General features: G+C 72.1%; 13 protein-coding genes and 1 pseudogene. 10 read left to right on the top strand and 4 right to left on the bottom strand.

Going from position 1 to position 13805, the window contains the following annotated elements; all coding sequences use genetic code 11:
• Positions 1-5: 5 nt before the first annotated feature.
• Positions 6-926 (bottom strand): PAC2 family protein, encoded by a 921-nt coding sequence (locus tag AB0K25_RS17145; protein ID WP_208568975.1) that lies wholly within the window; start codon positions 924-926, stop codon positions 6-8.
• 420 nt (positions 927-1346) lie between these two features.
• On the opposite strand from AB0K25_RS17145, the gene AB0K25_RS17140 reads away from it, so the two are divergent.
• From AB0K25_RS17140 to AB0K25_RS17130, 3 genes are all read left to right on the top strand, one after another.
• A complete protein-coding gene (locus AB0K25_RS17140; protein ID WP_357535967.1) occupies positions 1347-2249 on the top strand; it encodes a peptidase M23 in 903 nt (300 codons plus the stop codon).
• A gap of 230 nt (positions 2250-2479) precedes the next feature.
• Positions 2480-2629, top strand: a complete 150-nt coding sequence (locus AB0K25_RS17135) for a hypothetical protein (protein ID WP_172898379.1) — start codon at positions 2480-2482, stop codon at positions 2627-2629.
• A 188-nt stretch (positions 2630-2817) separates the two neighbouring features.
• Positions 2818-3537 (top strand): EcsC family protein, encoded by a 720-nt coding sequence (locus tag AB0K25_RS17130; RefSeq protein WP_357536115.1) that lies wholly within the window; start codon positions 2818-2820, stop codon positions 3535-3537.
• Between the two features lie 43 nt (positions 3538-3580).
• On the opposite strand, the gene AB0K25_RS17125 is transcribed toward AB0K25_RS17130, so the two are convergent.
• A complete protein-coding gene (locus AB0K25_RS17125) occupies positions 3581-4435 on the bottom strand; it encodes a GDSL-type esterase/lipase family protein (RefSeq protein ID WP_357535965.1) in 855 nt (284 codons plus the stop codon).
• Between the two features lie 200 nt (positions 4436-4635).
• Between AB0K25_RS17125 and AB0K25_RS17120 the strand changes: the two genes are divergently transcribed.
• From AB0K25_RS17120 to AB0K25_RS17090, 7 genes and pseudogenes are all read left to right on the top strand, one after another.
• Positions 4636-4899 (top strand): DUF6343 family protein, encoded by a 264-nt coding sequence (locus AB0K25_RS17120; protein WP_357535963.1) that lies wholly within the window; start codon positions 4636-4638, stop codon positions 4897-4899.
• Positions 4900-4911: 12 nt separating this feature from the next.
• The gene (locus AB0K25_RS17115) at positions 4912-6324 is read left to right on the top strand and encodes an NADP-dependent succinic semialdehyde dehydrogenase (protein ID WP_357535961.1); all 1413 of its coding nucleotides are present in this window, start codon (positions 4912-4914) and stop codon (positions 6322-6324) included.
• A gap of 102 nt (positions 6325-6426) precedes the next feature.
• Positions 6427-7392 carry a TIGR03885 family FMN-dependent LLM class oxidoreductase gene (locus AB0K25_RS17110; RefSeq protein ID WP_219469416.1) on the top strand — a complete coding sequence of 322 codons (966 nt, stop codon included), beginning with the start codon at positions 6427-6429 and terminating at the stop codon, positions 7390-7392.
• Between the two features lie 37 nt (positions 7393-7429).
• Positions 7430-9007, top strand: a complete 1578-nt coding sequence (locus AB0K25_RS17105) for a Na+/H+ antiporter (protein WP_357535959.1) — start codon at positions 7430-7432, stop codon at positions 9005-9007.
• Positions 9007-9264: a UBP-type zinc finger domain-containing protein gene (locus AB0K25_RS17100; RefSeq protein WP_357535957.1), complete on the top strand. Its 258-nt coding sequence runs from the start codon at positions 9007-9009 to the stop codon at positions 9262-9264. Before AB0K25_RS17105 ends, AB0K25_RS17100 begins: the two co-directional genes overlap by 1 nt.
• A 121-nt stretch (positions 9265-9385) precedes the next feature.
• A pseudogene (locus AB0K25_RS17095) lies at positions 9386-9877 on the top strand (snapalysin family zinc-dependent metalloprotease); the annotation flags it as partial.
• 218 nt (positions 9878-10095) lie between these two features.
• Positions 10096-10251 carry a hypothetical protein gene (locus AB0K25_RS17090; RefSeq protein WP_357535955.1) on the top strand — a complete coding sequence of 52 codons (156 nt, stop codon included), beginning with the start codon at positions 10096-10098 and terminating at the stop codon, positions 10249-10251.
• Between the two features lie 245 nt (positions 10252-10496).
• On the opposite strand, the gene AB0K25_RS17085 is transcribed toward AB0K25_RS17090, so the two are convergent.
• Together AB0K25_RS17085 and AB0K25_RS17080 are read right to left on the bottom strand one after the other, a co-directional pair.
• Positions 10497-10907 (bottom strand): hypothetical protein, encoded by a 411-nt coding sequence (locus tag AB0K25_RS17085; RefSeq protein WP_363821034.1) that lies wholly within the window; start codon positions 10905-10907, stop codon positions 10497-10499.
• Positions 10908-11054: 147 nt separating this feature from the next.
• The gene (locus AB0K25_RS17080) at positions 11055-13664 is read right to left on the bottom strand and encodes a glycoside hydrolase family 9 protein (RefSeq protein WP_357536113.1); all 2610 of its coding nucleotides are present in this window, start codon (positions 13662-13664) and stop codon (positions 11055-11057) included.
• Between the last annotated feature and the right edge of the window lie 141 nt (positions 13665-13805).

Genomic DNA, 13805 nt, shown 5'->3' with positions numbered 1-13805 from the left:
GTGGGTCAGGTGCCCGGGGTGTCGCCCGGTCGGGTCTGCTCGGCGAGGAAGCGTTCCAGCTCGGCGCCCAGCTCGTCGGCGGTGGGCAGCGGGCCGGTCTCGGCGGCCAGCAGGTTCTTCTCGCCCCGTCCCCGGGCGAACGCGTCGTACTGCTCCTCCAGGGCGGTGACCAGTGCGGCGGCCTCGTCGGTCTGGGCGACCTGCCGGTCGATCTCGACCCGGACCACCTCGGCGGCGGAGCGGAGGCTGTCGTTGGGCAGCAGCAGGCCGGTGCTGCGCGACACCGAGGAGAGCAGCACCTCGGCGGCGGCCGGGTACTCGGTCTGCGCGACGTAGTGCGGCACGTGGGCGGAGAACCCGAGGGCGTCCCGGCCGGCCTGGCCGAGCCGGTATTCCAGCAGGTGCCCGACGCTGCCCGGGACCTGCACCCGCTGCAACCACGGCTCGTAGCCGGAGATCAGTTCCCGGCGGGTGGCGTGTGCGGTGACCCCGGTGGGTCGGGTGTGCGGCACGGCCATCGGGATCGAGTTGAGCCCGACGGTGAGCCGGACGTCGAGTCGGGCGGCCACCGCGCTGACCGCCGCCACGAAACGCTCCCACTGCAGGTCCGGCTCCGGGCCGGTGAGCAGGAGGAACGGTGTCTCGTCGTCGTCGTGCAGCAGGTGCAGGGCAAGCTCGGGGGCGTCGTAGTCCTCCCAGTGGTCCTCGACGAAGGTCATCACCGGGCGGCGGGACCGGTAGTCGAAGAGCTGGTCGACGTCGAAGGTGGCGATCGTGCGGGCGTCCAGCGAGGTGAGCAGCTGCTCGCGGGCCAGCCGACTGGCGTTGCCGGCGTCGACGAAGCCGGTGAGCGCCTGGATCAGCACCGGCTGGCCGAGGTCGGGCAGATCGTCGGTGAGCTCGTAGAGCTCGTGTGGGTCGAGCACCGGTCGGACCTCCTGAGGAAACACGCGCGTACGGGCGACCGTGCGCGGACGGCACCCGGTTCGGGGAACGTACCTGTCGGCGTCATCCATTCCAGCACTGGGCGTGTCGTGACCGATCCGGCTATCAAACCCGGAGGAAGCCACCAATTCGCCGATAGTGCCGGGGCGACTCGGTCGGATGGTTCCGGCCTGTCACCCGAAAGGCGGACATAGTGGATCATGCGGCCGGCCGCGGCGCTCTGGGCGGTTGACCACGCGGGACGACGTTGCCCGGATTTCCTGACCGTAATGCCTGTTGCGGGAGGTCTGTCACCCTGGCCGCGCGTCCACGACGGGTGTCCCACCCGTAGGTGCGCGATTGTGATGAGGGCCACCCTGTGACGGTGGGTCACCGGATAGGAGCGTGTCTAGCCTCGGCGGATGCGTGACGACGACACCATCGACGACCAGGTCGCCCCCAAGGGCATGACTGGCCGTTCGGACGACACCCCCTCGTCCGTTCAGGTCGGCGTTCTCGATGAACCCCGCTCCTTCCGTACCCGCCTCGGCGGGCTCCTTAACCTCCGACGCCGCCCGGTGCGTACCCGGGTGGCCCTCGCCGCCGGGGTGCTCTGCTGCCTCGGCGCGACCGCCGTCGCCGGCGCACAGGCCCTGCCGGACGAGCCGACCGCCGACCGGGCCGGCACCGAGGCGGCGCTCGCCGAGCGCAGCCGGCAGGCCGCCTCCCGCGCCGAGATCCGTACCCCGGTCACCATCGTTCCCGGCACCCCCACCGCCAGCCCGACCGTCGCCAGCCCGACGGCCGCCGCCCCGACGCCGACCGCGACCAGGACCATCAGGCCCAAGCCCCGCCCCAAGCCCACGCCGAAGCCGAAACCGAAGCGGATCGTCCCGGTGGCCGGTCTCGACCAGGCCCAGATGGACAACGCCAAGGAGATCGTCAAGGCCGGGCGGGCGATGGGTGTGCCCCGCCGGGCCCTGATCATCGCGGTGGCCACCGCGATGCAGGAGAGCAACCTCTACAACTACGCCAGCGGCGTGCTGCCCGAGTCGCAGAACTACCCGCACCAGGCGATCGGCTGGGACCACGACTCGGTCGGGCTGTTCCAGCAGCGGCCCAGCAGCGGCTGGGGCGAGGTCGGTCAGCTGATGGACCCGGCGTTCGCCACCCGGGCGTTCCTCACCGCGCTGCTGGCGATTCCCGGCTGGGAGGACCTGCCGTTGACCGTCGCCGCGCAGGCCGTGCAGATCTCGGCCTACCCGGACCTCTACGCCCAGCACGAGTGGCGGGCCACCGAGGTGGTCGGCGCCATCCTGGTCTGAGCCACCCCCGTCCGGCCGGAGCGGAATCCGCCCCGGTGACCCGGCCCGCCCGAGCCCGGCTCGGGCGGGCCGGTCCCGTTCGTCCCGTCCTGCGGGCCCGGGCCGTGCGGGGCGGTCGGGTCCGTTCGGGGCGAAACCGGTCGGTGGTTATCCTCGACCGGACACAGTGGACGGTTGGCGGTTGCTCGAATCGGGTACACATGACGCAGGACACCCGATCGGAGGACGACATGTCAGCACTGATGCAGCGGATCAGCGCCTTCCTGCGCTCGCCCAAGGGGCAGCAGTTGGTCGACCGGGGTCGGCGCGAGCTGGCCAAGCCGGAGAACCAGGCGCGGCTCAAGCAGGCTGCCAGCAAGCTGTCGGGTCGCCGCCGCTGACCGCCCCTGAACCGATTCCACCCCCGGGAGCCTTTGTGACCGACGCCGTGCCTGTCGACGACGAACCGACCGTCCCCACGCCGCCGGTCCGGGCCGACACACCGGCGGTCCCCGCGCCGCCGCCCGCCGCCCCGACGGCCGCGCCACCACCGGCGGCCCCGGGAACGGCTGTCGCAGCGGTGCCGGGGGTGGCTGTCACGGCGGTGCCGGGAGCACCGGCGGGTGACCCGGGTGACGCCCCCGAGGCGCCGCCGGCCCGGCTCTGGGACCGGATGCGGGAAGATCCGCAGTACGCCCCGGAGCACCTGGCCCTGGAGGCGGTCCGCCGGCTCGGCCCGGAGGCGGCGCAGTGGCTCGCCAGGGCGCGGGCGGGACGACCCGACGCGACCGCCGACCAGTTGGCCGAGCAGGCGATCCGGCGCTTCGTCAACCGGGCCCGGCTCTCCGGGGCGGTCTCCGGCGCGGCGGGGCTACCGGGTGCCGTCATCGACGTCGGGGTGCTGGCCTGGACCCAGGCCCGCCTGGTGTTGCACGTCGCCGCCGCGTACGGGGTGGACCCTGAGCACCCGGACCGGGCCACCGACCTGCTCGTCCTGCAGAAGGTGCACAAGGCGGCCGAGACGGCCCGGCTGGCGCTGGGCGTCGCGGCCGGTCGGGAGCGGGCCGGTGCGCTGTTCGGCCACGCGGCCCAGAACCCGCTGGGGCGGGTGATGCTGCAACTGGGCGTCCGGCTGGCCCGGATGGCCGGGGTGCGGGCGGCGAAGCGGGTCTTCGCCAAGGTCGTCCCCGGGGCCGCGATCATCCTCGGCACCTGGGCCAACTCGTCGGCCACCAAGGATCTCGCCGAGCGCGCCCAGACGCTCTACCGGGAACACCGGGGCGGGGTGCCCCAACCGCGTCGCCCCTGATCAGTGGGCATACCGGGTCCGGCCCGGCGGCTGCCCGGGTGGCTCACAGTCGCCAGCCGGCCGCCGGGAAGGTCGCGTCGGCGAGCCGGTTCTGCCCGGCGACGTTGGGGTGGAACCAGTCCAGCGCGTTGACCTCGTCCAGGCTGAACCGCACCCGGTGCACCGCGCCGCCGTCGTAGCGGCACCGCGACCCGTACGCCCGGCAGGCCGCCTTGAGTTGGCTGTTGTACGCGTCGATCCGTTCGGCGAAGCGGGTCCGGCGGTCCCGGTCGGCCTTGGCGTCCGAGGTGGGGTTGGCCAGCAGGGCCGGGCAGATGCCGGTCTTCCAGATCCGCACCGCGCGGGACTCGGTGTGCCCGATCTCCCAGAGCCGGTTCAGGTCGGGGACGCTGGCCACCAGCACCCGGGCCTTGGGGCGGCCCTCGCGCAGCACCCGCAGCGCCCGGTCGACCTGGCTGCGGAAGGTGGCCGTGGAGGTCATCGCGTCGATGTCGTCGCGGCAGGCGTCGTTGGCGCCGATCAGCACCGTCACGTAGTCGGCCTTGTCCTTGACGGCGGCGCCGGCCTGCCCGGCGAGGGCCTCGGCACGGGCACCCGGCACGGCGTGGTTGCGGGCCCGGTTGCGGATCGACGCGTCGGCGTCGAGCAGCCGCCGGTAGTGGCTCTCCACCCGGATGCCGTCCCCGGTGGACCAGGAGTTGCGTTGGCACGAGGTGAGCACCAGGCAGGAACCGAAACCGGTGGTGATCGAGTCACCGAGAGCGGCCATCGTGGTGGGCAGGCCGGTCGGTGTCGACCCGCTCTTCGTCGGGCGGGGCGACGCCCCGCCACCCTCCTCGCAGGCGAGCGCGACCAGCGCGAACAGGCAGGCCACGGCGGCGACCCAGCGTCGAGGCATGCGTCTTCCCCCGGTCAGACAGCGCAGAGCGACAGCCCGGTCACTCTACGGGCCAGGTGCGGTGCTACGGCCCGGTCGTGTCGACTTCCGGGCAGATTAAATAGCTGGAAACATGAATCTGGTACGAGTGTGTAAGACACCCGTCGTGATCCGGGCGTCGGGGCCGGTTAACGGTGTCCGTGCCGGGGTAGCCCCAGACGATGACGAGATCGCAGCCCCGGCGTGCCCGTGGCACGGTCGGCCACGCCTACAGCGCGTTGAACCTCCGACTGACGCTTGCCCTGTTCGGCCTGGTGAGCATGGCCGTCTTCGCGGTCGGCGCGTTCTGGGCCGGGCTGGCCTGGCTGGGTGTGCTCTGCGCGCTGTTCGCCGTCGTGGCGGTCGTCGACCTGGTCGTCATCCAGCGCCGCCGTGCCGCCCGCCGCCAAGAGCAGCCGGGCGCGCGGCACTCACTCTTCGAGTGACAGGAGTACGAGATGCCCATCGCCACCACCAACCCCGCCACCGGGCAGGTGCTCAAGTCGTACGAGCCGATGTCGGCCGAGCAGATCGACGCCGCCATCGACCGGGCCGACCTGGCGTTCCGGGACCTGCGCCGCACCACGGTCGCCCAGCGGGCGCAGTGGATGAACACCGCCGCGGACCTGCTCGACGCCGAACGCGACGACACCGCCCGGCTGATGACCACCGAGATGGGCAAGACCTACACGGCAGCGAAGGCCGAGGTCACCAAGTGCGCGACCGCCTGCCGGTTCTATGCCGCGCACGCGGAACGGATGCTCGCCGACGAGCCCGCCGACGCCGCCGCGGTGAAGGCCAGGCGGGCGTACGTCCGCTACCAGCCGATCGGGGCGGTGCTCGCGGTGATGCCGTGGAACTTCCCGCTCTGGCAGGTGCTGCGGTTCGCCGCGCCGGCCCTGATGGCCGGGAACACCGGCCTGCTCAAGCACGCCTCCAACGTGCCGCAGACCGCGCTCTACCTGGAGGACGTGTTCCGCCGGGCCGGCTTCCCCGAGGGCGCGTTCACCACCCTGCTGGTCGGCTCCGACGCCGTCGACCGGATCCTCGCCGACCCCCGGGTCCGGGCGGCGACGCTGACCGGCAGCGAGGGCGCGGGCCGCTCGATCGCCCAGATCGCCGGCCGGGAGCTGAAGAAGACCGTGCTGGAGCTGGGCGGCAGCGACCCGTTCGTGGTGATGCCCTCGGCCGACCTGGACCGGGCCGCCGAGGTGGCCACCACCGCCCGCTGCCAGAACAACGGCCAGTCCTGCATCGCCGCCAAGCGGTTCATCGTGCACACCGACGTCTTCGACGCCTTCGCCGGGAAGTTCGCCGCGAACATGGCCGCGCTGCGGGTCGGCGACCCGATGGACGCCGACACCGACGTCGGCCCGCTGGCCAGCGAGAGCGGCCGGGACGAGATCCACGCCCAGGTGCAGGACGCGGTGGCGCACGGCGCGACGGTGCTCTGCGGCGGCGAGAAGCCGACCGGCGACGGCTGGTTCTATCCGCCGACCGTGGTCACCGACCTGAACCCGCAGATGCGGATGTGGGCCGAGGAGGTCTTCGGGCCGGTCGCCGGGCTCTACCGGGTGTCGTCGTACGACGAGGCGGTCGAGGTGGCCAACGGCACGCCCTTCGGGTTGGGCGCGAACGCCTGGACCACCGACCCGGCCGAGCAGGAGCGGTTCGCCACCGACCTGGACGCCGGCAACGTCTTCGTCAACGGCATGACCACCTCGTACCCGGAGCTGCCCTTCGGCGGGGTGAAGAACTCCGGCTACGGCCGGGAGCTGTCGGCGCTGGGGATGCGGGAGTTCTGCAACACCAAGACCGTCTGGGTGGGGGAGGGTGCCGCCACCGCCGGGGCCGGCGCGCACGCCGAGTGACCCCGCGTCGCCGCCACCCGGGCCGGGCGGCGGAAGCCTGCGCCGGCCAAGTCGGCGCGGGTGAGCTTTAACCGGGCACCGTCATGGGTACGGAAGGACGCCATGACGGTGTTCGGCTTCCACGCCTCCCACGAGCAGATCCATCCGAGTCGCCTGCTGGAGGCGGTGGTGCACGCCGAACGCGCCGGATTCGACGCCGCGATGTCGTCGGACCACTTCTCGCCGTGGAGCACCCGGCAGGGCCAGTCCGGGTTCGCCTGGTCCTGGCTGGGGGCCGCGCTGCAGGCCACCGGGCTGCCGTTCGGGGTGGTCAACGCCCCCGGCCAGCGCTACCACCCGGCGATCATCGCGCAGGCCATCGGCACCCTCGGCGCGATGTACCCGGGCCGGTTCTGGGCGGCGCTGGGCACCGGCGAGGCGAGCAACGAGCACATCACCGGCGACGGCTGGCCGCGTAAGGACGTGCGTACCGCCCGGCTGCGGGAGTGCGTCGAGGTGATCCGGGCGCTGCTGGCCGGCGAGGAGGTCAGCCACGACGGCCTGGTCCGGGTGGACCGGGCGAAGCTGTGGACCCGGCCCGAGGAACCCCCGGCGCTGATCGGGGCGGCGGTCAGCGTGGCCACCGCCCGGTGGTGCGCCGAGTGGGCGGACGGGCTGATCACCGTGAACGCGCCGACCGCGCACCTGCGCGAGATGATCGACGCCTACCGGGACGCCGGTGGGCGGGGACCGGTGCACCTGCAGGTGCACGTGAGCTGGGCGCCGGAGCAGGCCGAGGCGGAGGCGATCGCGTACGAGCAGTGGCGCAGCAACATCTTCCCGCCGCCGGTCTGCTGGGACCTGGACACCGCAGAGCACTTCGACGCGGTCAGTGAGCGGGTGCCGCTGGAGCAGGTCACCGAGGTGGTGAACGTGTCGTCGGATCTGGGCCGGCACGTGGGCTGGCTCGAGGAGTACCTGTCGCTGGGCGTCGACCAGATCGCCCTGCACCACGTCGGGCAGGAGCAGCGCGCCTTCATCGACACGTTCGGCGCGGAGGTGCTGCCGAAGCTGCGCGCCGCCGGGTGATCACCCCGGCCGGGTCGTACCCCTAGGCTCGTACCCCATGGAAGCTCTGTTCGAGGTCGTGGTCTTCCTGGCCATCGCGACCTTCGGTGCCGCGCTGGCCCGCAAGCTGGGCCTGCTCGCGCCGATCCTGCTGGTGGTGCTGGGCCTCGGGCTGTCCTTCCTGCCGGGGTTCCCGCACGTCCGGCTCGACCCCGACCTGGTGCTGGTGGGCATCCTGCCGCCGCTGCTCTACGTGGCGGCGTTGGGCACGTCGGTGCCGGCGTTCCGGCTCAGCCTGCGGCCGATCCTGCTGCTCGCGGTGGGTCTGGTCATCTTCACCGCCTTCGTGGTGGGCACGGTGGTGCACCTGTTCCTGCCCGACCTGCCGTACGCGATCTGTGTGGCGTTGGGTGCGGTGGTGGCCCCGCCGGACGCGATCGCCGCGACCGCGGTGGCCCGGCGGGTGGGTCTGCCCCGGCGGGTGGTGACCATCCTGGAGGGGGAGAGCCTGGTCAACGACGCCACCGCGCTGGTGCTGCTGCGGGTGGCGATCGTCGCGGCCACCGCCAGCGCCGGCTCGGTGAGCTTCGGGTACGTCGCGCAGGAGGTGGTGGTCGCCACCGGCGGCGGGGTGCTGGTCGGGTTGCTGGGCGTGGTGGTCTTCGGCTACCTGCACAAGCGGACCACCGACCCGCTGCTGGACAACGCGCTGTCGCTGATCGTGCCGTTCGCGGTGGTCTTCGCCGCCGAGGAGATCCACGCCTCCGGGGTGGTGGCGGTGGTGGTCACCGGGTTGGGGATCGGCCACAAGATGCCGCTGCTGCTGTCGGCCGCCTCCCGGTTGCAGACCGGCGCGTTCTGGCGGCTGGTGCAGTTCCTGCTGGAAGGGCTGGTCTTCCTGCTGGTCGGCCTGCAACTGCCCGAGGTGCTGCGGGATCTCGACGAGCCGACCGGGCGGCTGGTGGGGATCACCGCGGCGGTGCTGGCGGCGGTCTTCCTGACCCGGTTCGTCTGGGTCTTCCCCGCCACCTACCTGGCCCGGCTGGTGCCCCGGGTCCGGCAGCGCGACCCGGGCCCGCCGGTGCAGTTTCCGATCGTCATCGGCTGGGCCGGGATGCGCGGGGTGGTGACCCTGGCCGCCGCGCTGGGTCTGCCGCTGACCCTGGCCGGGGAACAGCCCTACCAGCGGGCACTGTTCATCTGGCTGGCCTTCGCGGTGATCATGGCGACCCTGCTCGGCCAGGGCGCGACCCTGCCGTGGCTGGCCCGCCGGTTGAAACTGCCCCCGGACGACCCGGTGGCCGACGCGCTCTCCGCCGCGACGGTGCAGCAGCAGGCCGGGCGGGCGGCCCGGGAGAAGCTGGACGCGTTGGCCGACGGTGCGCCGCCGGCCGTGGTGGAGCGGTTACGCGGGCTGGTGCAGAGCCGCACCAACCTGGCCTGGGAACGGCTCGGTGGCAGCGACCGGGAGACCCCGTCGCAGGCGTACGGTCGGCTGCGGCAGGAGATGATCGACGCCGAGCGGGAGGTCTTCCGGGCCGCCCGCGACGAGGGACGGATTCCCGAGGAGGTGCTGGTGCGGGCCTACCGTGACCTTGACCTGGAGGAGTCGTTGTTGCGACGGGAGAGCGACTGATGAGCTGTGCGCACCTGACCGGGGCGGGGACCGCCGAGCCGACCGTCACCGACGCCTGCCCGGAGTGCGTGGCCGTCGGCAACGACAACTGGGTGCACCTGCGGTCGTGTGTGGAGTGTGGGCAGGTGGGGTGCTGTGACTCGTCGCCGTACCAGCACGCGACCAAGCACTTCGAGTCGACCGGGCACCCAGTGATGCGCTCGATCCAGCCGGGGGAGTCCTGGCGCTGGTGCTTCCTCGACGAGGAGATCGGCTGACCGGGTGGCTGAAGCGGGAGCGGCTGGGCGGGTGGTCGCGGCGGTATGACGTAACCGCTATTCGACCCGGGTCCGACCGACCACATAACATCGGTGAACTTCTATCGATGGAGGTCGGATGATTCGACGACGACAGTTCTCGCGTACCGCCGGGACCCTGTTGGCGCTGGTGCTCGCGGCGACCGGCGCGGTCACCTCCGTCGGCACCACCGCGTCGGCGGCCGTCCGGACGGTCTACTACGACGCGAGCCGGGCCGGCGAGTTCCGCACCAACTTCGACCAGGCCGCGACGATCTGGAACAGCTCGGTGGGCAACGTCCGGCTGGTCGCCCGCACGCCCGGCAACATCACCATCTACGTCGACACGGGCTGGCCCCGGGCGCAGACCACCAGCCTCGGCAACGGTCGGGTCTGGATGGGCACCCAGGCCGTCGACCAGGGCTACGACCGGACCCGGATCGCCACCCACGAGATCGGCCACATCCTCGGCCTGCCGGACAACCGGACCGGCCTGTGCACCGACCTCATGTCGGGCAGCAGCGCCCCGGTCTCCTGCCGCAACGCCAAGCCCAGCGCCGCCGAGGCGTCCCGGGTCAACTCGCTGTTCGCCGGAGGGTTCGCCGCACCGGACGTGGACGCCAGCTACGTCTGGACCGGCGGCGACGTCGCCGTGCCCGCCGCCGTCAGCGGCCTGCCCGGCTGAGTCCGGCCGGGTTCGAGCGCCCGCCTGTCGTGCCGTGACAGCGGGCGCTCGGCCCTGCTCGGCCCTGCTCGCCGCCGCGGCGGTGGGCCAGCAGGAGCGAATCCCGCAGACGAGAAATCGTGCCGAGGTTGCCGCGCTACCCAAGCGGGACGTCCTGGAGTTTCTGGTCCGACCTCTACGCGACGGCCTGCCGCTGGTGGTCGTTGCTGCTGGTCGCTGTCCTCGACGAGGCCAGGCTGAGCCACTCGGGCGTAGCGCTGATCGTCACCCTGCGTGAGCTTTAGGTGAGTATGACTGTCCTGGAACACGTATGCCTGTCGGTCATAAATATGACGGACAGGCATATACGTCTCGGGCCAAGGTGTGGGTGGAGGAGACGTGCATGCCCGGCCCGTAGCAGTCAGGTCTCGGTTGACCGCACGCTGTCCCGCCCGACTTGCCCGCACCAGACGGAACCGCTCGGACGGCAGTCCACCGCTCGGATCGCACTGCACTGCGCGGCTGGCTGGGGTAGGGCGCGAGGGGATGGTCAGGGTGCGGGGTGCTGGCGCAGCGCGGCGATGAACCAGTCCACGACGGGGGTCAGTGTGGGGGGTGGGGTCCAGCCGTTGACCGTGGCGAGGAGTTGGAAGTAGCGCTCGGTCCGGGGGTCGTTCGCGACCTCCAGGCGGGCCAGTAGCGCGCTGCGGTAACCGGCGTCGTCGACCCGGTCGAAGACCTCGCCGTACGCGGCGACCAGCGCGGCCACCACGTGGCCGGCGCGGGGCGACTCGGGGGTGATGCCGGCGGCGCGGGCCAGCTCGACGGTGTCGCGGACCCGGAAGGTGAGGTCACGGACCATCGCCACGACCTCGGGGTGGGCGTCGCCGACGGTCTCGTCGACGAATTCGTGGACGATGCGCCGACGTTCGGCGTCGGAGATCGTGGTCAGCTCGGGCATGGAACTCGTCTCCACTACTGGACCGGAGGGACGTCACGGGTGGGGCGTGGTGAGGGCTTGAGGGGGAGCGCCGGGCGGTCGGGGGACGACCGCCCGGCGCGCTCGGGCCCCGGGTGGCAGCCCGGGGCCCGAGGGTGGGAGTGCCGGTCAGGACACCGTGCAGGCGACGCCGTTGACGGTGATCAGGTCCGGCGACGGGTTGGCCAGCGTGCCGGTCTTGGCGAGCAGACCGAAGGTGATGCCGGCGCCCGGCGCGATCTTCGCGTTGTACGACTCGTTCTTAGCCGTCACGGTGGCCCCGGACTGGGTCACCTTGGCCGTCCACGCCTGGGTGACCTTCTGGTCGCCGTTGTAGGCGTACCGCAGGGTCCAGCCGTTGATCGCGGTGTCACCGGTGTTGCGCAGGACGACCTGGGTGTTGGAGCCGTCCGGCCAGGTGCCGTGCACCTGGTAGCTGACCGCGCAGGTGCGCGGGGCCACCGCCTTGGCCTCCCCCTGGTCGGCGAGGAACGACGCGAGCCAGGCCAGCGCCGAGTTCCAGTTGACCGCCACCTCGTTGGTCGAGTACGAGTTGATGTCGTCGACATAGCAGAACATCGGCGCGCAGTCCTTGAGCAGCTGGGCGACGAACGGGTCCTGCAGGGCGGCGTTCGGGCCACCGGCGAGCGAGCCGACCGGCGGGTTCGGCATGGCCGGGTTGAGCTGGTTGCCGAAGATCCGGCTGTGCTGGTTGCGCGCGTTCTGCTCGCCCCAGCCGGTCACGTACGACATGTTCAGCGCGTTGCGGCCGAGCAGGTAGTCGGTCGCCTGCACGGCGCCGTCCCGGTACTTCGCGTCCCGGGTCAGGTCGAACGCGGTGGCCAGCACGACCATGTTGTTGATGATGTTGCTGTTGCTGCCCCAGACGTAGCTTGCCGCCTCGCCCGGCACCGGCAGGCCGTACGCCTGGGCGTGCAGGGTGGTCAGGTAGTTGTCGGCGGCGGCGGTCACCGAGTCGCGGACCCGGGTCTTGTCGGCGGCCGGCAGGCCGTTCGGCACGGTGGCCAGGTCGAGCCGGCCGACCGCGCCCACGCTCTGCCAGCTGAACGCGCCGCCCGTGGCGAACACGTCGCCGGTGTGCTGGGGCGAGGCGGTCAGGTCGTCCAGGTACGCCTTCTTGCCGGTGGTCAGGTACAGCTCCACGGCCGCCCAGTAGAACTCGTCGGTGACGTTGGTGTCGTCGTACGCGCCGCCGCCGATGCCGTCGTTCGGGTCGGCGTAGACCGCCGGGTGCGCCTTCGCGGCGGCGTACGCGCTCGACGCGGCGGTGCCGCAGCGGGCGGCGAACGCCGCGTCGTACGGGGCGAACAGGCGCTGGCACTGCGCGGCGACGGCAGCCAGGTTCAGGGTGGCGGCGGTCGTCGGCGGGTGCAGCTCACGCGGCTGGGCGTCGTCCTGCGGGGCGAGCGGCAGGCCGGTCCACGCCTTGTCGTGGATCTTGTGGTGGACCATCCCGGACAGCGGCTTGCCGTCCGGCACCTGCATCCGGAGCAGGAACTCGATCTCCCAGCGGGCCTCGTCGAGGATGTCCGGCACCGCGTTGCCCCGCTCGGGCACCCGCAGCGTCGAGTCACCCAGTGCGGCGCCACCGGCGGCGGTCTCCGCCGTCTTGGTCCGCTCGAAGGCGCTCAGCAGCTGGTAGGCGGCGATACCGCCGTTGACCACGTACTTGCCGTGGTCGCCCGCGTCGTACCAGCCACCGCGCACGTCCAGCGAGTAGTCGCAGACGCCGGGCTGGCAGGGCACCTGCGTGTCGCCCTGGTTGGGGGCCACGCCGAGGTGGCCGGCCGGGCGGGCGTACTCCTCGCCGATCAGGTCACCGTCGATCTCGATGCCGCTGCGCTGGGCGTAGAAGAACTGCATCGCGTCGGCCCGCAGCCGGTCGTAGAGGTCGCCGGAGATGTCGAACGGGTGACTGGTCTCGCCGTCGGCGACCAGCGTGTAGCCGGTGCCGGGCGTGCGGAAGGACGAGAAGTCGACGGTCTGCACGTTCTGCCCGGAAGCGGCGTCGACCCCGCGCGGGGTGCTCTGGCCGCTGGCGACGACCGTGCCGGCGGCCGACTTGAGCTGCCAGGGCAGCGCCCCGGTCGACTCGGTCACCACGGTGGCGTTCTTCGGGCCGCCGGGCAGGTAGCCGACCTGGTTGACCCGGACCCGGGGGCCGGTGTCCGGCACGTACGGCGGGGCGGCCTCGCCACCGCGCAGCGAGACGTTGTCCAGGCAGATCCGCTGCTCGGCGGCGGCCCCGCCGACCTGGAAGATGAGCTGGGCGTTGGGGTTGTCGTCCGGGACGGTGAACGTCTGCTCGACCCGCTTGCTCGTCGGGGCGGCCACCGCCGGCACGCTCGCGTACGACGTGTAGGGGGCGCTGCCGAGCTGGAGCACGGCGTTGACGCTCAACCCGGGGGTGGCGGAGATGTCGAAGCTGAGCTTGTATTCGGCCCCGGCGTTGAGCCGGACCCCGTCGTGGCCGATGCCGGCGTCCCACGGGTTGGCCAGGCCGGCGGGGACGGTGACGCAGAGCCGGCCGTCGACGACGTCGAGCGGGCCGGTGCCGTAGGAGAACCAGGGCGAGACGCCCTCGCTGAAGTCGCCGTTGCTGATCTGCTCGGGCGCGTCCGGCGGGACTTCGGCGTGGGCCACGCCGGTGCCGGCGCCGGTGAGGATCAGGGTCGTCGCTGCCAATACCGCGAGATGCCGCCGACGTCGTCGGGTCAGGATCACGGGATTCCTTTCCGGGCGGAAGGACAGTGGTGGGGTGTGCCGTAGATGGTCATCACTGGGAGCGCTCCCAGCTATCAGCCAGATGTTTCCAGCGCGTCTCGTCCCTGTCAATCGATTCGACTGGATGACCTTCGG

This window comes from Micromonospora sp. NPDC049257, assembly GCF_040678915.1.
GTDB lineage: Bacteria > Actinomycetota > Actinomycetes > Mycobacteriales > Micromonosporaceae > Micromonospora > Micromonospora antibiotica.
Note: the sequence above shows the minus strand (reverse complement) of the source record. Positions and strands in the feature narration are given on the sequence as shown.

What these genes read in the sequence shown, in the direction of transcription:
- AB0K25_RS17135 (WP_172898379.1), top strand. Translation starts at nt 2,480, where the DNA reads ATGTCAGCACTGATGCAGCGGATCAGCGCCTTCCTGCGCTCGCCCAAG.
- AB0K25_RS17110 (WP_219469416.1), top strand. Translation starts at nt 6,427, where the DNA reads ATGACGGTGTTCGGCTTCCACGCCTCCCACGAGCAGATCCATCCGAGT.
- AB0K25_RS17100 (WP_357535957.1), top strand. Translation starts at nt 9,007, where the DNA reads ATGAGCTGTGCGCACCTGACCGGGGCGGGGACCGCCGAGCCGACCGTC.
- AB0K25_RS17125 (WP_357535965.1), bottom strand. Translation starts at nt 4,435, where the DNA reads ATGCCTCGACGCTGGGTCGCCGCCGTGGCCTGCCTGTTCGCGCTGGTC.
- AB0K25_RS17140 (WP_357535967.1), top strand. Translation starts at nt 1,347, where the DNA reads ATGCGTGACGACGACACCATCGACGACCAGGTCGCCCCCAAGGGCATG.
- AB0K25_RS17115 (WP_357535961.1), top strand. Translation starts at nt 4,912, where the DNA reads ATGCCCATCGCCACCACCAACCCCGCCACCGGGCAGGTGCTCAAGTCG.
- AB0K25_RS17120 (WP_357535963.1), top strand. Translation starts at nt 4,636, where the DNA reads ATGACGAGATCGCAGCCCCGGCGTGCCCGTGGCACGGTCGGCCACGCC.
- AB0K25_RS17085 (WP_363821034.1), bottom strand. Translation starts at nt 10,907, where the DNA reads ATGCCCGAGCTGACCACGATCTCCGACGCCGAACGTCGGCGCATCGTC.
- AB0K25_RS17105 (WP_357535959.1), top strand. Translation starts at nt 7,430, where the DNA reads ATGGAAGCTCTGTTCGAGGTCGTGGTCTTCCTGGCCATCGCGACCTTC.